The organism is Pseudomonas sp. W5-36 (assembly GCF_046540455.1).
Lineage (GTDB): Bacteria > Pseudomonadota > Gammaproteobacteria > Pseudomonadales > Pseudomonadaceae > Aquipseudomonas > Aquipseudomonas graminis_B.
Genome location: NZ_JAXCIQ010000028.1, coordinates 45,483 through 63,715, shown reverse-complemented (window position 1 = coordinate 63,715; position 18,233 = coordinate 45,483). Strand labels below are relative to the sequence as shown.

The following is an 18,233-nucleotide window of genomic DNA, read 5'->3' as shown; positions in this document are numbered from 1 at the left end:
CGAAGCACTCCCCGCTGCTTACTTCGTCCAACTCTTTGATTATCAAGGAGTTTTCCGTTTCGTCTGCGCCGGAAGTGGGGCGAATTATAGACAGATCCAGAGGGGCGTCAACCCCTAATTTAATGAAACTGTCATATCAGTCAAAAAATAGCTGCTGGGAGGGCAAGTTTGGCAACTTGCCCTCCCCAAAGCTTTAAAGACTAGGGAATGCGAACTGCGATGCCTCGTGACTGGCGCGCTGCGGCCACCGCTGTGTGATGGCTTTGCGGCGGGTATAGAAACGAACGCCATCCGGGCCATAGGCATGCAAGTCACCAAACAGTGAACGTTTCCATCCACCAAAGCTGTGATAAGCGACAGGCACAGGCAGCGGAACGTTCACCCCAACCATACCCACCTCGATCTCATCGCAGAACAAGCGAGCCGCCTCACCATCGCGGGTGAAAATGCAGGTGCCATTGCCGTATTCATGGTCGTTAATCAACTGCATCGCATGTTCAAGACTGTTCACACGCACAATGCACAGCACCGGCCCGAATATCTCTTCTTTATAGATACGCATCTCGGCGGTGACATGGTCGAACAGGCAGCCACCCAGAAAGAATCCATCTTCATGTCCGGGGACCGTGAGCCCACGACCATCTACCACAAGCTTCGCACCTGCACCCACGCCGTCTTCTATATAGCTGCTGACCTTGTCACGATGCTGCCCCGTGACCAGGGGGCCCATATCAAGGCCGTTGGAAGTCCCGGCGCCGATCTTCAATCCATTGATTTGCGGCACTAGCTTGGCAACCAATGCGTCGGCTACCTGGTCACCCACGCACACTGCAACCGAAATCGCCATGCAGCGCTCGCCGCACGAGCCATAGGCCGCGCCCATCAAAGCGCTCACGGCGTTATCCAGGTCTGCGTCGGGCATCAGCACGGCGTGGTTCTTCGCGCCGCCCAGTGCTTGAACCCGCTTGCCGCGTGCGGTGGCTTCTTTATAGATGTACTCGGCAATCGGTGTAGACCCCACAAAGCTCAGCGCTTTGACTTCAGGGGCTTCGATCAGCGCATCAACCGCCACCTTGTCGCCGTGCACGACATTGAGTACACCCTTCGGCAATCCGGCCTCATGCAGCAACTCAGCGATCAGCAACGTTGAGCTCGGATCGCGCTCGGACGGTTTGAGGATGAAACAGTTGCCGCAGGCGATCGCCAACGGGTACATCCAAAGCGGAACCATCGCGGGAAAGTTGAACGGGGTGATGCCCGCCACTACGCCAAGCGGCTGAAAGTCAGACCATGCATCAATGTTCGGGCCGACGTTGCGGCTGTACTCGCCCTTGAGGATCTCAGGCGCCGCACTCGCGTATTCGACATTCTCGATACCGCGTTTGAGTTCTCCCGCCGCGTCTTCGAGGGTCTTGCCGTGCTCTTCGCTGATCAGTCGGGCAATACGTGCCTCGTTCTGCTCCAAGAGCTGCTTGAAGCGGAACATCACCTGCGCGCGTTTGGCAGGAGGGGTGTTGCGCCATGCAGGGAAGGCCGCTTTGGCCGAGTCGATCGCCTGTTGCACGGTTTCGCGACTGGCGAGTGGCACCGTGCGAATGGCCTGGCCAGTCGACGGGTTGAACACATCGGCGCTGCGGCCGTTTTCGCTGATCAGCTTGCCATGTATCAGGTGTTGAATGGTGCTCATGCATAACTCCGGAAAATATCAGCCCGCAGGCGCTACCGAAGTGGCGCCTGTGAGCCTGCAAAGGGGATCAGTCGATTTGATTCAGGGCCTGACCAACTGCGTCAAACATGCGGTCGAGGTCGTCCGGCTTGCTGTTGAAAGTCGGGCCAAATTGCAGGGTGTCACCGCCGAAGCGCACGTAGAAACCGGCCTTCCACAGCTTCATCGCGGTCTCGAAGGGACGCACAATGGCATCGCCGTCGCGCGGTGCAATCTGAATAGCGCCTGCAAGCCCATAGTTACGGATGTCGACGACGTTTTTGCTGCCCTTGAGGCCGTGCAACGAGTTTTCGAAATGGGGTGCGGTTTCGGCCACTTGCTGCACCAGGCTCTCGCGCTGAATGATCTCCAAGGCGGCAAGCCCGGCAGCGCAGGCAACCGGATGAGCTGAATAGGTATAGCCATGGGGAAACTCCACGGCGTACTCGGGCGTCGGCTGGTTCATGAACGTCTGGTAGATCTCGGTGCTCGCAATGACTGCTCCCATGGGGATCGCACCGTTGGTGATCTGCTTGGCGATACACATCAAGTCCGGCGTCACGCCGAAGCTGTCGGCGCCGAACATCGAACCGGTGCGCCCGAAGCCAGTAATCACCTCGTCGAAAATCAGCAGAATATTGTGCTGATCACAGATTTCACGCAGACGCTTGAGATACCCCCGCGGCGGAACAATCACGCCCGCAGAGCCCGCCATGGGCTCAACGATCACCGCTGCAATGTTCGAAGCGTCGTGCAGCTCGATCAGCTTGAGCATCTCATCCGCCAGCGCAACGCCGCCCTGCTCCGGCATGCCACGTGAATAGGCGTTGCTGGCAAGCAGTGTATGAGGCAGATGATCGACGTCCATCAATTGCCCGAACATCTTGCGGTTGCCGTTGACGCCACCCAGGCTGGTGCCCGCGATGTTCACGCCGTGATAGCCACGGGCACGGCCGATCATCTTGGTTTTGGTCGCCTGGCCTTTCAAGCGCCAGTAAGCGCGCACCATCTTGACGGCAGTGTCAGCGCACTCCGATCCGGAGTCGGTATAGAAGACGTGATTCAACTTGCCGGGTGTCAGATCGGTGATCTTTTCAGCCAGCTGGAAGGACAGCGGGTGTCCGAATTGGAATCCCGGCGAGTAGTCCAGCGTACCTAGCTGCCGGGAAACCGCTTCCTGAATCTCCTTGCGGGTGTGCCCTGCCCCACAGGTCCACAGCCCCGACAGACCGTCATAAATTTTGCGGCCTTTGTCGTCCGTGAGATAGCTCCCCTCGGCGGCGACGATCAGACGTGGATCGCGATGGAAGTTTCGGTTCGCCGTGTAGGGCATCCAGTGGGCGTCAAGTTTGAGTTGGCTCGCCAGAGACATGTCGGACGATTCGGGCATATTCATCGGAATTAACCTCACTGGTCGTGGGGGGCCTGACTTCCCCATTGAAGTGCGGGCAGGTGCAAGCCGGTTGCAGCTAAAGTGTCACGGGCATAAAGTCTGGAAAACCCTGCTTTTACGATCCTCAGTTCACCGGCCACTAAACTATGAGCACCCGCCGCAACGACCCGCTGGCGCAAGTCAGCGATTTTGACATCCGTCTGCTGCGCATCTTTCGCAGCGTAGTAGAGTCCGGCGGCTTCTCGGCAGCGGAAAGCGCGCTGGGTATTGGCCGATCTGCCATCAGTCAGCAGATGAGTGATCTCGAACAGCGCCTGGGATTACGCCTTTGCCAACGAGGCCGTGCCGGGTTTTCCCTGACGGAGGAAGGCCGAGAGGTTTATCAGTCATCACTGCAGCTATTGAGCGCACTTGAGAGTTTTCGTACGGAGGTGAACGGTCTTCACCGACATCTGCGCGGCGAATTGAACATCGGGCTAACGGACAATCTGGTCACACTCCCCCACATGCGCATCACCCACGCGCTTTCCCAGCTGAAAGAACGTGGCCCGGACGTGCACATCAATATCCGCATGATCGCGCCCAACGAAGTCGAGCAAGGGGTGCTCGACGGCAGCTTGCATGTTGGCGTCGTACCCCAGGCCAGCGCCTTGTCAGGCCTGGAATATCAGCCGCTGTATAGCGAACGTTCGCTGCTGTATTGCGCGGTCGGGCATCCCTTGTTTTACGTAGACGATGCGCTGCTTGACGACGATCGACTGTCCGCACAGGAAACCATTGCGCCGACGTTTCGTCTGCCGAGTGAAATCCAGGCCCAATATCAGGCGCTGAAGTGCACCGCGAGCGCGTCGGATCGGGAAGGCATGGCGTTTCTGATTCTGACCGGGCGTTACATCGGTTATCTGCCCGACCACTACGCCAGCCTTTGGGTGCAACAAGGTCGGCTGCGTGCGCTGAAGCCCAAAGCGCGGTTTTACGACCTCAGCCTTGTGACCGTCACACGCAAAGGCCGCCGCCCCCATTTGGTGCTGGAAAGTTTTCTGGAGAGTCTGGCTGCCACACGATGAAGCCGGCTCAGTACGTCGGCGCCTCAATAACACGCAGTCAACCGGCTGCCCAGCCCTTGATACACGGGCATGTACAGCAAATCGGTGAACAGGTAACTGATCAATTGGACAGGTTTTTGCAGTAACGCTGGATGTCGAAGCCCCACACAAACATCGAGAGCCAGCATGCAGCCTGAAGCGCCAGACAATAACGACCTCATCTATGGCCTCAACGACCGACCGCACCCCGGGCCCGCGGTCCTGGCTGCAATCCAGCATGTCCTCGCCGCATTCGTGGGCATTATCACGCCGCCACTGATTATCGGATCGGCGCTCGGGCTCGGTGCTTACATGCCTTATCTGATCAGCATGGCGCTGATGGTCTCGGGTGTGGGCACGTTCATTCAGGCGCGCCGACCGTTCGGTATCGGCGCCGGCATGATTTGCCTGCAAGGCACCAGCTTCGCATTTCTCGGTGCGGTGCTGTCGGCAGGTTTCATGGTCAAGCAGCGCGGTGGCAGCCCGGAAGACATCATGGCCATGGTGTTCGGGGTATGTTTCTTCGGCGCCGTCGTGCAGATTGTGCTGAGCCGTTTCATCGGCCAATTGCGTCGGGTGATCACACCGCTGGTCACCGGTATCGTCATCACGCTGATCGGCGTCAGTCTGATCAAGGTCGGCGTGACTGATCTGGGAGGCGGCTTCAACGCTCCGGACTTCGGCGAGCCGGTGAATCTGGCCCTTGGCGTTTTTGTGCTGGCAGTGATCGTCGTGCTCAACCGTTCAAGCGCGCCCTGGTTGCGGCTGTCGGCCATTATTATCGGGCTCGCGGTCGGCAGCATTGCAGCGTGGTTCAGCGGCAAGCTCGTACCTCACTCCATCGCCGATGTTGCGCTGGTCAGCATTCCCGTGCCCTTTCGGTTCGGATTCAGCTTCGACTGGGCCGCGTTCCTACCGGTGGCGCTTATTTATCTGATCAGCAGTATCGAAACCGTCGGCGACCTCACCGCCAACTGCATGCTCTCCCGCGAACCCATCAAGGGCCAAAGCTACATTGCCCGACTGAAGGGCGGCGTATTGGGCGACGGTGTCAGTTGCATGATCGCGGCGACTTTCAGCGCATTCCCGAATACCACCTTTGCGCAGAATAACGGGGTGATTCAGCTCACCGGCGTGGCCAGCCGCTATGTCGGCCTCTATATAGGAGCGATCCTTTTTCTGCTTGGACTGTTTCCGGTGATCGGTGCGATTCTTCAGCAGATTCCGAAACCGGTGCTTGGCGGCGCAACATTGGTGATGTTCGGCAGCGTCGCGGCGGCGGGCGTCCGGATCCTTGCTCAAGCGCCGCTGGATCGCCGCAGCATGTTGATCATCGCCACCTCGTTCGGTGTAGGGCTGGGTATCGCGGCGCAGCCGACGCTGCTGCATCATTTGCCGCAATGGGTGCAGAGCCTGTTTGACTCGGCAATCACCAGCGGCGGTCTGACGGCCATCGTGATGTGCCTGTTACTTCCGGAGGCCAAGACCTCGAGTGAAGCCAACAACCAGGCAACGGAATCCTTTGAGCACTGATTTACAAGGTCACGCTTGTCGGATGATCGCGGGTGCGCTATGTGTTCACCGCGTCGCACCCAAATGATCCGTCTGGAACCGCACATGACCCTCGAAGTCCCCGCTCACAGCCCCAGCGCCACCAAACCGGCCAGCCGCATTCGGCAGAAGAACGAAGAAGCGATCCTCAAGGCTGCCGAGGACGAGTTCGCTCGGCATGGCTTCAAGGGCACCAGCATGAACACCATCGCGCAGAATGCCGGTTTGCCCAAAGCCAACTTGCACTATTACTTCACCAACAAGCTGGGTCTGTACATCGCGGTGCTGAGCAACATCATCGAGTTGTGGGACAGCACCTTTAACAACTTGAGCGCAGACGACGATCCGGCACAGGCGCTGACGCATTACATACGCGTCAAGATGGAGTTCTCACGACGCCAGCCACAGGCTTCGCGCATATTCGCGATGGAGATCATCAGTGGCGGCGAGTGCCTGAGCCAGTATTTCAGCCAGGACTACCGCGAATGGTTCCAGGGGCGTGCCGCCGTTTTCCAGGCCTGGATCGACGACGGGAAGATGGATCCGGTCGATCCGGTGCATCTGATTTTCCTGCTGTGGGGCAGCACTCAGCATTACGCTGACTTCGCCACGCAGATTTGCCAGGTCACCGGCCGTTCGAAGCTGACCAAGCAAGACATGGAGGCCGCTGGGGATAACTTGATCCGCATTATCCTCAAAGGCTGCGGACTCACGCCTGCTTTATAACCCTGAAAACCCAAGCGCAGTCTGGAACTACGATGCCTTTTACGCTCACCGGCCCCTGCGAGTTTCGCGAAGAGATTCGCAAGAGCCGATTCATTACCCTCGCCGCCCCCATCGACACGGCTGCCGATGCTCAAGCGTTCATCGAGGAGCACAGTGATCTCGACGCCACGCACAATTGCTGGGCCTGGAAGCTGGGCGCGCAGTACCGCAGCAACGACGATGGAGAACCGGGCGGCACGGCTGGGCGGCCGATACTCGCGGCCATTGATGCTCAGGATTTCGATCAGGTCGTAGTGCTGGTCATCCGCTGGTACGGCGGGATTCAACTGGGCACCGGCGGGCTCGCGAGGGCCTATGGTGGAGGCGCCAATAAATGCCTGCAGCAGGCTGATCGGGTGCCGTTGATCAACCGAGTGTCGTTGCAATTCGATTGCAGCTTCAGTGAACTGGTGCTGATAAAGCTGCGAGTGGCTGAACTCAACGGGCTTGTGGAGGATGAGCGCTTCAACGCAAACGGCGTCACGCTCTCAATCGCCCTGGGGCCCGAGCAGATCGAAACGCTTCAGCGCCAATTGTCCGACATCAGTCGCGGTCGGATCGTGTTGCAGCGGCCGCAGTAACCGATCCACGGACCCATCGACGCCTTCCCGGCTAAAGCCGGTCCTGCAATGAGACGCGACGACCGTAATCGCCAGTGGATTTGCCCACATCTACTGTGCATCCGGCTGTGGACAAGCTGAGCACACACCGCCGCAGCCCTTGATCCATATGACTTGGCGGAGCTTGATCACTTTTTAGCCAAAACAGTGCCCTGTGAGTAAAACCTGTCGTAAAACAGGATGTTAACGCCAGTTATGCCAATGCAACCCCCGATTCGAGCGGACTGTGTCGCTACTCCACAGTTGCTCACATTACCTGTGGAGCAAACTGTGGATAACCCGTGCAAGCCTTCGCCGACTGCCGGGTACAGCACGCATTGGCGGAATTGGATATTTTTTATACAGACATACCGCCAGCAGGCACGAGCGTGCGCCATCCTGCCCCCTGAGCTTCCTGTGGGAAACGTCCACTCACATATGTCGCGAGCCTTTGTCATCCTCTGGCGCTAACGTGTGCGCCTCGCGGCAACACGGCGCTTCAAGAAACAAAATTCCCGTCGCGCCGTGCTGTCCATGGATTGAGCTAAATTTTTTGTTTGCCTGTAAAGGAGTCATTTCAATGTCCACCCCTAAAACAGCCCTGATCATCGGAGCGTCACGCGGCCTCGGCCTCGGACTGGTGAAACGTCTGACGGAACTGGGCTGGGAAGTCACTGCCACCGTCCGCGACGCTCAAAAGGCCGACGAGATCAAGGCACTGCCGAATGTTCAGTTGCAGACACTGGACATCGACGAGCCGTCTTCCCTCGAAGTGCTGACTCATAACCTCAAGGGCCAGAGGTATGACCTGCTGTTCGTCAACGCCGGCGTGATGGGTCCGATGCATCCCAACCCCACCGACGCCACTGCCGGCGAACTGGGTCAGCTGTTTCTCACCAACGCCGTCGCGCCCATCCGCCTCGCCAAACGCTTCGTCGACCAGATCCGTCCCGAGACCGGCGTGATTGCGTTCATGAGCTCGGTGCTCGGTAGCGTCACCATGCCGGACGCGCCAGAGATGGCGCTGTACAAAGCAAGCAAAGCCGCGCTGAACTCAATGACCCACACGTTCGTGACGCAATTGGCCGATAGCAAGCCCACCGTGGTATCGATGCACCCGGGCTGGGTCCGTACGGCGATGGGTGGCGAAGGCGCGGATATCGACGTCGAGACCAGCGTGCGTGGGATTGTCGAGCAGCTTGAGCGGTTTGCAGGGAAAGGCGGTCATCACTTCGTGAACTATAAGGGTGAGACGATTCCCTGGTGATTGCGATGCAAGTCGCGGCAGCATGAGCTGACGTGACTTGCCCGCGCCCGCCACACCATTCTAGAATCCGCCCTCGCCTCGCAGCACGTTCGATGCTGCGGCGACCCTGGATCAGCAGACAGGGCAACACTGAGCTGGCGACCTGAACCCACTTTCAGAGGAGCCGGCCAATGCCCGCGATCCGTACCTGGTTGAAAAACCCCCTCGCCGTTTTCACGGCCAATGAACTCGATGCTCGCGGCGGCCTGGTGGTCGAAGGCGGGGTTATCGTGGAGATGCTCCCGCTCGGGCAACAGCCTGCACAGCCTTGCGATCACGTATTCGATGCACGGGAGCATGTGCTGCTGCCCGGCCTGATCAACACTCACCACCACTTTTATCAAACGCTGACTCGCGCCTGGGGCCCGGTGGTCAATCAGCCGTTATTCCCCTGGCTGAAAACCCTGTACCCGGTGTGGGCGCGATTAACGCCGGAAAAACTCGCACTGGCCAGCAAGGTCGCCCTGACCGAGTTGCTGCTGTCGGGCTGCACCACCGCCGCCGACCACCATTATTTGTTTCCGCAGGGTCTGGAAGACGCCATCGATGTCCAGGTAGAAAGCGTCCGCGAACTGGGGATGCGCGCGATGCTGACGCGGGGTTCGATGACCCTGGGCGAGGCAGACGGAGGCCTGCCACCCCAACAAACCGTCCAGCAGGGCCAGGTGATTCTCGATGACAGCGTGCGGTTGATCGAGACCTACCACGAGCGGGGTGACGGCGCGCAAGTCCAGATTGCGTTAGCACCGTGTTCGCCGTTTTCCGTGACAACCGAGATCATGGCTGAAAGCGCGGCGCTGGCGGAGAAGCACGACGTGCGCCTGCACACGCATCTGGCCGAAACCCTGGATGAAGAGGATTTCTGCCTGCAGCGCTTCGGCCTGCGCACACTGGATTACCTGGACAGCGTCGGGTGGCTTGGCCCTCGTACCTGGCTGGCGCACGGGATTCACTTCAACAGTGAAGAGATCACGCGCCTCGGCCAGGCGGGCACCGGGGTCTGTCATTGCCCGAGTTCGAACATGCGCCTTGCGTCAGGCATCTGCCCCACGCTGAACCTGCTTGCGGCGGGCGCGACAATCGGTCTGGGCGTCGATGGATCTGCGTCAAACGACGCCTCGAACATGATGCTTGAGGCCAAGCAGGCGCTTTACCTGCAGCGCTTGCGTTACGGGGCGGAAAAGATCACGCCGGAACTGGCATTGGGCTGGGCGACCAAGGGCTCGGCGCAATTGTTGGGCCGGCAGGACATTGGCGAGTTGGCCGTGGGCAAACAGGCTGATCTGGCGCTGTTCAAGCTGGACGAGTTGCGCTTCTCTGGCAGCCACGATCCGCTCTCGGCGCTGTTGCTGTGCGGGGCCGATCGCGCAGATCGGGTGATGATCGGCGGCAAATGGCGAGTGATTGATGGTCAGGTAGAAGGGCTGGATCTGAAGGGATTGATCGCAGACCATCGGCAGGCCGCTGCGGAATTGATCAGGGGGTGATGCGCTGCTGCAGCGGTGGGGAAGTGAAACTGCTGACTCCCCACTGCTGCCCTCAAGCCAAAACCGGTCTACAGCCCCATCAAAGACAGCATGATGAAGGTGGCAAACAGCACAAAATGCGTCATGCCTTCGATGGCGTTGGTTTCGCCGTCGTTGAGGTTGATGGCGCAGACCAGCAAGGTGACGAAGATCATCACTGTCTGCACCGGCGTCATCGCCATCTGGAACGCCTGACCGCTGTAGAGCGCCATGCCTTCCATGACCGGAACGGTCAGGATCACCGTCGACAGCGAGGCCCCCAGCGCAATGTTGACCACTGACTGCATGCGGTTGGCCAGCGCGGCTCGCAAGGCGGTCAGGATTTCCGGCGCTGCCGAGATCGCCGCCACCAGAATCGCCGTCATGACAGGCGGCGCGCCGCTGCCTTCCAGACCCAGATCGACGGTTTTCGACATGACCTCGGCCAACGCGCCAATCACCACCACGCCGAAAACCAGCGTGGCGATCGAACGCGTCAGGTTGACTGGCTCGTGCGCTTCTTCGGCCTCACCCTTGCGGCGCTTCTTGTCCGGGTAGTTGTAGCTGAAGAAGTAACTGTGCGGCCCAACCTGCATACGCAGGAACAGCGCATAAAGCAGAATCATTGCGCCGATGGTGAAGGCCGAGTAAAGCTTCCACTTCCCTTCGGGAATGAATTCCGGCACCACCATCGACACCGCCATGGCAGTCAGAATCATCACGCTGTAAGACCGCGCGGAGTCATCGTTGTAAGACTGTTCGCCGTGCTTGAGCCCGCCCATCAACGCGGCCAGACCCAGAATCCCGTTGATGTCGAGCATTACGGCCGAGTAGATGGTGTCCCGCACCAGCGTGGGTGAAGGTTCGTTGCTCATCATGATCGCCAGAATCACGACCTCAACCAGCACCGCCGACAAGGTCAGGATCATCGTGCCGTAGGGATCACCAACCTTTTCCGCCAGCAACTCGGCATGGTGAGCCACGCGCAGCGAGGCGCATATGATGAAGCCCACCAGGGCGATGCCCGCGATCAGCGCGATGGTGTTCCCATTGCTGAGCAACTGATGTTCGTAGAAGTACGCGAAAAAGGTCGCAATGACCGCCAGTAGAAGAAACTTTTCCTGCTTTAGAATCGTGCCCATCGCTGCCTTTTAGCCCCTTGCGACCCTGGCCGCACATCCATGAAGTGAAGTTTACTGAAGCGCTTGAGAGTGTGGATGTAAACAAAGGTTTCAAGACAGGTTAGCAGCGGGTCGCGACACATCGTCGCGCCGCCCCATCAAATTGTCTTCAATCTGACGGTGTTCAGGACCGGCAGTCGCCTATAAACGCCGGCAACTGCGGCGTATCGTCGCCTGAACCGTTGGTGATGCAAGCCAAAGTACCGTGTGAACCGTCCGGTCAGGTTTTATTCAGCCCACGCGCCTGACTCTGTAGAATGCCCGACATTGCACCTTAAGAGACAACGCCCATGTACGACTGGTTGAACGCCCTGCCCAAGGCAGAACTGCACCTGCATCTGGAGGGCTCGCTGGAGCCGGAACTGTTGTTCGCTCTGGCTGAGCGCAACAAGATCGCCCTGCCCTGGGCAGACGTCGAAACCCTGCGCAAGGCCTATGCCTTCAATAATCTGCAGGAGTTTCTCGACCTGTATTACCGCGGCGCCGACGTGCTGCGCACCGAGCAGGATTTCTACGACCTGACCTGGGCCTACCTGGAGCGCTGCAAGGCGCAGAACGTCATTCACACCGAACCGTTCTTCGATCCTCAGACCCACACCGATCGCGGCATTCCCTTTGAAGTCGTGCTTAACGGCATTGCCGGCGCCTTGAAAGACGGCAAGGAAAAACTCGGCATCGGCAGTGGCCTGATCCTCAGCTTCCTGCGCCATTTGAGCGAAGACGAAGCGCAGAAAACCCTCGATATGGCCCTGCCCTATCGCGATACCTTCGTCGCCGTCGGCCTGGACAGCTCGGAAATGGGCCATCCGCCGAGCAAGTTCAAGCGCGTCTTTGATCGCGCTCGCGGTGAAGGCTTCCTGACTGTTGCCCATGCCGGTGAAGAAGGTCCGCCGGAGTACATCTGGGAAGCACTGGATTTGCTGAAGATCCAGCGTATCGATCACGGCGTGCGCGCCATCGAAGACGAGCGCCTGATGCAGCGCATCATCGATGAGCAAATCCCCCTGACGGTCTGCCCGTTGTCCAACACCAAGCTCTGCGTTTTCGATCACATGGGTCAGCACAACATTCTGGACATGCTCGAGCGCGGCGTGAAAGTGACCGTCAACTCCGATGATCCGGCGTACTTCGGGGGCTACGTGACCGAGAACTTCCACGCGCTGCACACCCATCTGGGCATGACCCAGGATCAGGCCAAGCGCCTGGCGCAAAACAGCCTCGACGCCCGCCTGATCAAGCCCTGATCAGTCACCTCCTTTGATGAGCAAAAGCGTGTCGACGTTCTGCGCCACACGCCGCGCTTCCTCCGAGGGCGTCACGCCGCCGAAGCGATCTTGCTGATTTCGCGCTGACCATTGGAAGAGACCTGCAACGTAGAGGCCTCTTCCGTCGTCCGCAGCCAACCCAGCTGCATGAACAACTGCAAAAGCCCTGCCCCCAAGGCGCCGCCCAGGTGCGGCCTGCTTTCATGGCAGTCAACACAGGCACACACGGCTTCGCGTCGTCTGTGGGCCAGCGCGGGAATAAAAATCCCCCGTTCGGCAAAGCGGGAAATACCGACACTGGTGACTTCGAGACGGTGCTCGGATTGTTCGATCCAGCCCGCGCCCAGCATCCTCAAATACAGCTCGGCCCCCATTTCGCCACCCAGGTGATCCGCGCAGACACTGGCACGACACAGCGGCAGTGGGGGCAACGGTTGCGCCATGCTGCGGCTGATCAGATCCGCGCTGACCATTGATGCACTGACCAGCGCCTGGACGGCGGTGCGGACTTCCGGGGCAGCGAGCCTGAAGTAGCGCTTGCGGGCACGCACTTCGTGGCGCAGCAATCCCCCGGCGGCAAGGCGCGCCAGATGCGCACCGGCGGAGGAAGTGGAAAGACCCACCAGCGAAGCTACTTCATTGGCCGCCCGCGATGTTCCGTCCATTAATGCCCACACGATCGCACTGCGTTTGGGGTCGGCGAGCAACGCAGCGATCTGGCTGATGCAAGGTACATATTCCATGTCTTCACTCCCTGTTGAACATTATCTAAGCGGACCGGCGCCGGTGCGCAGGTCGAGGCGTGCATTGGCGCGGGATCACGGGCGTAATCAGTCGAAAGCGCCGGGCCGCTGCTGTGGTGGACCATCATCGGTGTTTAAGGCGAAAACGAACCTTGATTTAAATCACCTCATACGAACTCTGATTGCTTGAACTTGCAGGCCATACAGATAGCTGCGCCATCGCAATACAGTTAGAAAAATGAGAATTAAATCGGATCCATGGCGGCGCTTAGTATAAGACCTGCAGCCGATCGGCGGATCAACTTGTCCATGGGCTTGCCCTTTGTTTGTGGGCCGTTTTGGCGAATGTTCAGCATAATCCGGCATATCATTTGATGGACAGACTCAGCTGGATAGCCGCCCTCCCCCCTTAAAGGACGGGCATTTGCGGGAATGACGGCAGTTCGCGAATTTAGCGCCAGGGCGATTGCCTACAACGGAAACTCCTGAGCCCTTCAAGAAAATAATCTGCTGACGGGGGATGTCAGAAGTGAACTTCTCTGGATAAATCACGCGACTCCCTTAAGCGTTGTGATTCTCTGTAAGAAGTTTCCAATTCGGAAGTAGTAAACAACCTCATATAACCCACTCTTTTTCAACAGGCTGAACATGCTTGTACAGGCACACATTAAACCCGGTGAAAATCGGCAACGCGTTAACGTTGCCGACGTCGGTTAAATACGCACATCCGTGTGGGGAGTCTGCGCGTCTCGCTTCTGCTGCGACCGGCGAGTGATCATGGCAAGCGTCACAGCCAGCACACCACACAAGGTAATGACGGTCGCCATCGGCACGGCTGTTCCGTCATGCAGTACGCCAACCAGTGCCGCAGCGCCCGCTGCGACACTGAATTGCAAACACCCCAACAAGGCCGACGCGCTGCCCGCGCGTTTGCCCTGCCCGCTCATCGCGCACGCTGAAGCGTTAGGGATGATGCAGCCCAGGCTGGCGATATAGATGAACAGCGGGATCAGCAGCGGCCACAGCTTTTCGGTGTGCAGGGAGGCGATGGTCAAGAGCACGAGAGCGGCAGCGAGATAGATCCAGACAGTCCGCGACAGCAACCACGCCGGACCATAGCGGCCAACGAGTCGGGCGTTCACCTGGGCGATGAGGATGAAGCCGGCAGCGTTGATGCCGAACAACCAGCCGTAGTGTTCCGCCGGGACGCCGTAGAGCTTGATGAAAACGAAAGGCGAGCCAGCAATGTAGGAGAACATCCCGGCCATCGCGATGCCGCCGGTGAGCGCGTGGCCCAGAAAGATCCGGTCGCCCAGCAGGTTCCAGTAAGAACCCAGCGCGCCCGAGAGCGGCAGTCGCGGGTGGCCGGCCGGCATGCTTTCCGGCAAGCCCCTGAATACCGCCACTGCGGTGAGTGCGCTGAATACCGTCAAGGTCAGGAAGATGGCCTGCCAACCCACGACGTTGACCAACAACCCGCCCAGCATGGGGGCCAGAATCGGCGCCAGGCCCATGACCAGCATCAATTGCGAGAACACCTTGGCCGAGTCGACGGGTGAGCATTTGTCGCTGACGATCGCCCGCGACAGCACCATGCCGGCACATCCGCCCAACGCTTGTACGAAGCGGGCAGCAATCAGCCACTCCAGTGAAGGCGCCAGGGCGCACGCCAGGGATGCGAGGGTGAACAAGCCGACGCCAAACAACAGCGGGATCCGACGGCCGAAACGATCGGCGATCGGGCCATAGGCAAGCTGGCCGATGCTCAGGCCGAGGAAATAAGAGGCCAAGGTCAGCTGAACGTGTTTCTCGTCGGTGCCGAACGCCAACGCGATGGCCGGGAAACCTGGCAGGTAAAAGTCGATGGCCAATGGGCCAAAAGCGCTGAGCGCGCCGAGGATCAGAATCGTTCTGAGGTTCATCAATCTTCCTAAACGGTTTTGCGCAGCGCGACAGTTTAACAACCTTGAATCTGCACGGCCCGCTCAGAGGAAAATTACCGGATGTTTTTCAATCTATCGTCGCCAAGCAAACAAGGCGGAACTTATTGCGCGTGACCGGGCATCGGTTAATGGATTTCCTACAGCGTTTTTACCAATAACTCACAGAAGCGCTTCTAAACTTTTCTCAAGCAGTGAGGAAATCAAAATGAATGCGCGATGGGCTGTGCTGTGGTGCGTTGTAGTCTTCGCCGGATGTCAGTCTACCCACGACCAGTTAGTGGCTGAAGGTTACCCACCGGCATTCGCTGACGGTTTTCAGGATGGCTGCGGGAGCGGGCGGCAATCCATCGATCTCATGAAAGGGCAATTCAAAAAGGACGTGCCGCGCTATTTGCGTGACACGCTGTATGCGCAAGGCTGGTCGGACGGATTCCGCCAGTGCCAGGCGCAACTTGCCAACAGCAATGTCCAGGATCAGGGCCGCGACAGCATCTGGAATGACCGGGACCGCATGGGGACCGTCAGCGAACCCAGGACGCCGCCAAAGCCTACCGCTCTCATTGAAAGCCTGCCGCGGCGGACAGCGCGTGAAACTATCGGGGACTCACTATGGCCCAATGTGATCAAGCCATGAACAGGAGCCCGCCATGAGTCGCGCCTTCGTCAACGAAGACAACGCCGCCGCGCAAATCGACCCGCCGGTTGAACGGCAGATCAGCGCCCAGATCAACTACGTCACCCAGCGCGGCTTTGATCAATTGCACGTTCAGGTTGAGCAGCTGCAAGCGCAATACAGCGAACAGAACGCCCAAGGTGATGACGCCGACAAACAGCGCATGGCCGAAATCGAACGCGACCTGCGTTATTTCAACCAGCGCCTGCAGAGCGCCCACGTGGTCAGCAGCACGTCAGAGGACAAGGTTCAGATTGGCAGTTGGGTGACCTTTGCCGACGAGGACAGTGTCGAGCAGCGCGTGCAACTGGTCGGAGAGGATCAGGCCGATGCTGGCAGTCAGTTGATCAATTGGGCGTCGCCGCTGGGCAAGGCGTTGCTCGGCGCCAGTGTCGGTGACGAAGTCACCTGGCAGCGGCCGGTCGGCGACGCAGTCATCGAGGTCATAAACATTGAGGCCGGCGACTGACCCCATCGACCCGCAGTAAGCCAGACATAAAAAACGGAGCCCGAAGGCTCCGTTTTTTTAAAACCAACCTGAATCAGGCCAGCTTCTTGTGACGCACGCGGTGCGGCTGAGCGGCTGCGTCGCCGAGGCGTTTCTTGCGATCGGCTTCGTACTCGGTGTAGTTGCCTTCGAAGAACACGGCTTGCGAGTCATCTTCGTACGCGAGGATATGAGTCGCAACGCGGTCAAGGAACCACCGATCGTGAGAGATCACAATGGCAGCGCCCGGGAAGTCCAGCAGGGCTTCTTCGAGGGAACGCAGGGTTTCAACGTCGAGGTCGTTTGACGGTTCGTCGAGCAGCAGGACGTTGCCACCCTCCTTCAACGTCAGCGCCAGGTGCAGACGACCGCGCTCACCGCCAGACAGGTCCTTCACGAACTTCTGCTGATCGCCGCCTTTGAAGTTGAAACGGCCGACATAGGTGCGCGAAGGGATCTCGTAGTTGCCGATCTTGATCTGATCGGAGCCGTCGGAAATCTGCGCGAACACGGTTTTGCTGCCGTCCAGGTCGTCGCGGCTTTGATCGACGCACGCCAGTTGCACGGTTTCGCCGACTTCGATGGAGCCGGAATCCGGTTGCTCCTTGCCCATCAGCATGCGGAACAGCGTTGACTTACCGGCACCGTTACCGCCGATCACGCCGACGATGGCGCCTTTAGGCATGGAGAACGACAGGTTGTCGATCAGCACGCGATCGCCATAGCCCTTGGTGACGTTCTTGAACTCGATGACCTTGTCGCCCAGGCGCGGACCAGCCGGGATGTAGATCTCGTTGGTTTCGCTGCGCTTCTGGAATTCCTGGGACTGGAGCTCTTCGAAGCGCTGCAGGCGGGCCTTGGATTTCGACTGGCGCGCCTTGGCGCCTTTACGGACCCACTCGAGTTCTTCTTTCATGGCCTTTTCATGGGCCGACTGCTGCTTCGATTCGGCCGCCAGACGATCGGACTTGGCTTCAAGCCAGCCGGAGTAGTTGCCTTCGTACGGAATGCCCGCACCGCGGTCGAGTTCCAGAATCCAGCCAGCGACGTTGTCGAGGAAGTACCGGTCGTGGGTGATCGCCACCACGGTGCCCGGGAAATCGTGCAGGAAATGCTCGAGCCAGGCGACAGAATCGGCGTCCAGGTGGTTGGTCGGTTCGTCGAGCAGCAGCATGTCCGGAGCGGACAGCAGCAGGCGGCACAGCGCGACGCGACGTTTCTCACCACCGGACAGGTGTTCGACCTTGGCATCCCAGGCCGGCAGACGCAGCGCATCGGCGGCGACTTCCAGCTGGCGCTCCAGGTTGTGGCCGTCGCTGGCTTGCAGGATGGACTCCAGCTTGGCCTGCTCGGCCGCCAGCTTGTCGAAATCAGCGTCCGGCTCCGCGTAGGCGGCATAGACTTCGTCCAGACGCGCTTGAGCGTCCTTGATCACGCTGACCGCTTCTTCGACCACTTTACGTACGGTCTTGGTCGGGTCGAGCTGCGGCTCTTGGGGCAGATAGCCGATGTTCAGCTCGGGCATCGGGCGCGCTTCACCATCAAACTCGGTGTCGACACCGGCCATGATTTTCAGCAGCGTGGATTTACCCGAACCGTTGAGGCCGAGGACGCCGATCTTGGCGCCGGGGAAAAACGAGAGGGAGATGTTTTTCAGGATTTCCCGCTTCGGCGGAACAACTTTGCTCAGCCGATGCATGGTAAAGACGTATTGAGCCATGGAATGAAAACCTGGAATGAGACGGTGAATAAAGGAGCGAGCTTGGTGCTGCGTCGCAAAAAATGCGTTTATCTTCGCGCCGCAGCTTGCCGTAGCGCGATTCCGGGCCTTGAATTGATCAGGCCGAAGCGGCGCGGCGGGGACAAACTTCCGAGCACCGGTATTGAAGCTGGAGCAATGCTTGCAGTCTTTTGAAGCATGCAAGCACACCGTGCAGAAACCGGCGCGTCGCGCGTGGCGCAAAGCTACCCGAATGCACGCAGCAGGGCAAACCGTCCGGCCCAATAGCGCTGGCACTTTGCCATAGCTCGG

15 protein-coding genes and 1 pseudogene are annotated in these 18,233 nt (G+C 59.1%); 10 read left to right on the top strand and 6 right to left on the bottom strand.

All coding sequences use genetic code 11. The annotated features are described in order from the left end of the window. Positions 1-193: 193 nt before the first annotated feature. Both SLW74_RS26495 and SLW74_RS26490 read right to left on the bottom strand, forming a co-directional pair. On the bottom strand, positions 194-1,687 hold the full coding sequence (locus SLW74_RS26495; protein WP_410930607.1) for a CoA-acylating methylmalonate-semialdehyde dehydrogenase: 1,494 nt from the start codon (positions 1,685-1,687) through the stop codon (positions 194-196). A gap of 67 nt (positions 1,688-1,754) precedes the next feature. Next, positions 1,755-3,101: an aspartate aminotransferase family protein gene (locus tag SLW74_RS26490; RefSeq protein WP_410930606.1), complete on the bottom strand. Its 1,347-nt coding sequence runs from the start codon at positions 3,099-3,101 to the stop codon at positions 1,755-1,757. 143 nt (positions 3,102-3,244) lie between these two features. Here SLW74_RS26490 and SLW74_RS26485 point away from each other — a divergent pair, with 143 nt between their 5' ends. The 6 genes from SLW74_RS26485 (at position 3,245) to SLW74_RS26460 (ending at position 9,891) form a co-directional block, all read left to right on the top strand. Further along, complete coding sequence (locus tag SLW74_RS26485; RefSeq protein WP_410930605.1) at positions 3,245-4,165, top strand: LysR family transcriptional regulator; 921 nt, start codon at positions 3,245-3,247, stop codon at positions 4,163-4,165. Positions 4,166-4,330: 165 nt separating this feature from the next. Continuing rightward, positions 4,331-5,716 (top strand): uracil-xanthine permease family protein, encoded by a 1,386-nt coding sequence (locus SLW74_RS26480; RefSeq protein WP_410930604.1) that lies wholly within the window; start codon positions 4,331-4,333, stop codon positions 5,714-5,716. An 84-nt stretch (positions 5,717-5,800) separates the two neighbouring features. Beyond that, on the top strand, positions 5,801-6,460 hold the full coding sequence (locus SLW74_RS26475) for a TetR/AcrR family transcriptional regulator (protein WP_065987529.1): 660 nt from the start codon (positions 5,801-5,803) through the stop codon (positions 6,458-6,460). A gap of 32 nt (positions 6,461-6,492) precedes the next feature. Next, the gene (locus SLW74_RS26470; protein WP_410930603.1) at positions 6,493-7,080 is read left to right on the top strand and encodes an IMPACT family protein; all 588 of its coding nucleotides are present in this window, start codon (positions 6,493-6,495) and stop codon (positions 7,078-7,080) included. 598 nt (positions 7,081-7,678) lie between these two features. Beyond that, positions 7,679-8,365: an SDR family oxidoreductase gene (locus SLW74_RS26465; protein WP_410930602.1), complete on the top strand. Its 687-nt coding sequence runs from the start codon at positions 7,679-7,681 to the stop codon at positions 8,363-8,365. A 170-nt stretch (positions 8,366-8,535) separates the two neighbouring features. Beyond that, positions 8,536-9,891 (top strand): 8-oxoguanine deaminase, encoded by a 1,356-nt coding sequence (locus SLW74_RS26460; RefSeq protein WP_410930601.1) that lies wholly within the window; start codon positions 8,536-8,538, stop codon positions 9,889-9,891. A gap of 68 nt (positions 9,892-9,959) precedes the next feature. Here SLW74_RS26460 and SLW74_RS26455 read toward each other — a convergent pair whose 3' ends face one another. After that, positions 9,960-11,051 carry a calcium:proton antiporter gene (locus SLW74_RS26455; protein ID WP_065987533.1) on the bottom strand — a complete coding sequence of 364 codons (1,092 nt, stop codon included), beginning with the start codon at positions 11,049-11,051 and terminating at the stop codon, positions 9,960-9,962. A gap of 329 nt (positions 11,052-11,380) precedes the next feature. On the opposite strand from SLW74_RS26455, the gene SLW74_RS26450 reads away from it, so the two are divergent. Next, the gene (locus tag SLW74_RS26450) at positions 11,381-12,334 is read left to right on the top strand and encodes an adenosine deaminase (RefSeq protein WP_065987534.1); all 954 of its coding nucleotides are present in this window, start codon (positions 11,381-11,383) and stop codon (positions 12,332-12,334) included. A 71-nt stretch (positions 12,335-12,405) separates the two neighbouring features. Here SLW74_RS26450 and SLW74_RS26445 read toward each other — a convergent pair whose 3' ends face one another. Together SLW74_RS26445 and SLW74_RS26440 are read right to left on the bottom strand one after the other, a co-directional pair. Continuing rightward, a complete protein-coding gene (locus SLW74_RS26445) occupies positions 12,406-13,098 on the bottom strand; it encodes an ArsR/SmtB family transcription factor (RefSeq protein ID WP_065987535.1) in 693 nt (230 codons plus the stop codon). Between the two features lie 713 nt (positions 13,099-13,811). After that, on the bottom strand, positions 13,812-15,020 hold the full coding sequence (locus SLW74_RS26440; protein ID WP_410930600.1) for a Bcr/CflA family multidrug efflux MFS transporter: 1,209 nt from the start codon (positions 15,018-15,020) through the stop codon (positions 13,812-13,814). Positions 15,021-15,246: 226 nt separating this feature from the next. Here SLW74_RS26440 and SLW74_RS26435 point away from each other — a divergent pair. Then, positions 15,247-15,605 (top strand): annotated as a pseudogene (locus SLW74_RS26435) (hypothetical protein). A gap of 83 nt (positions 15,606-15,688) precedes the next feature. Further along, entirely contained in the window at positions 15,689-16,183 is a 495-nt protein-coding gene (locus SLW74_RS26430; RefSeq protein ID WP_410930599.1) for a GreA/GreB family elongation factor, read from the top strand. Between the two features lie 73 nt (positions 16,184-16,256). Here SLW74_RS26430 and ettA read toward each other — a convergent pair whose 3' ends face one another. Continuing rightward, positions 16,257-17,921, bottom strand: a complete 1,665-nt coding sequence (ettA, locus tag SLW74_RS26425) for an energy-dependent translational throttle protein EttA (protein ID WP_410930598.1) — start codon at positions 17,919-17,921, stop codon at positions 16,257-16,259. A gap of 3 nt (positions 17,922-17,924) precedes the next feature. Here ettA and SLW74_RS26420 point away from each other — a divergent pair, with 3 nt between their 5' ends. Then, positions 17,925-18,116 (top strand): hypothetical protein, encoded by a 192-nt coding sequence (locus SLW74_RS26420; protein ID WP_192132875.1) that lies wholly within the window; start codon positions 17,925-17,927, stop codon positions 18,114-18,116. The last annotated feature ends 117 nt before the right edge of the window (positions 18,117-18,233 follow it).

Coding starts and splice junctions, on each gene's coding strand:
- SLW74_RS26445 (WP_065987535.1), bottom strand. CDS start 13,098: ATGGAATATGTACCTTGCATCAGCCAGATCGCTGCGTTGCTCGCCGAC.
- ettA (WP_410930598.1), bottom strand. CDS start 17,921: ATGGCTCAATACGTCTTTACCATGCATCGGCTGAGCAAAGTTGTTCCG.
- SLW74_RS26460 (WP_410930601.1), top strand. CDS start 8,536: ATGCCCGCGATCCGTACCTGGTTGAAAAACCCCCTCGCCGTTTTCACG.
- SLW74_RS26420 (WP_192132875.1), top strand. CDS start 17,925: ATGAAAACCTGGAATGAGACGGTGAATAAAGGAGCGAGCTTGGTGCTG.
- SLW74_RS26495 (WP_410930607.1), bottom strand. CDS start 1,687: ATGAGCACCATTCAACACCTGATACATGGCAAGCTGATCAGCGAAAAC.
- SLW74_RS26455 (WP_065987533.1), bottom strand. CDS start 11,051: ATGGGCACGATTCTAAAGCAGGAAAAGTTTCTTCTACTGGCGGTCATT.
- SLW74_RS26490 (WP_410930606.1), bottom strand. CDS start 3,101: ATGAATATGCCCGAATCGTCCGACATGTCTCTGGCGAGCCAACTCAAA.
- SLW74_RS26475 (WP_065987529.1), top strand. CDS start 5,801: ATGACCCTCGAAGTCCCCGCTCACAGCCCCAGCGCCACCAAACCGGCC.
- SLW74_RS26465 (WP_410930602.1), top strand. CDS start 7,679: ATGTCCACCCCTAAAACAGCCCTGATCATCGGAGCGTCACGCGGCCTC.
- SLW74_RS26430 (WP_410930599.1), top strand. CDS start 15,689: ATGAGTCGCGCCTTCGTCAACGAAGACAACGCCGCCGCGCAAATCGAC.
- SLW74_RS26450 (WP_065987534.1), top strand. CDS start 11,381: ATGTACGACTGGTTGAACGCCCTGCCCAAGGCAGAACTGCACCTGCAT.
- SLW74_RS26480 (WP_410930604.1), top strand. CDS start 4,331: ATGCAGCCTGAAGCGCCAGACAATAACGACCTCATCTATGGCCTCAAC.
- SLW74_RS26485 (WP_410930605.1), top strand. CDS start 3,245: ATGAGCACCCGCCGCAACGACCCGCTGGCGCAAGTCAGCGATTTTGAC.
- SLW74_RS26440 (WP_410930600.1), bottom strand. CDS start 15,020: ATGAACCTCAGAACGATTCTGATCCTCGGCGCGCTCAGCGCTTTTGGC.
- SLW74_RS26470 (WP_410930603.1), top strand. CDS start 6,493: ATGCCTTTTACGCTCACCGGCCCCTGCGAGTTTCGCGAAGAGATTCGC.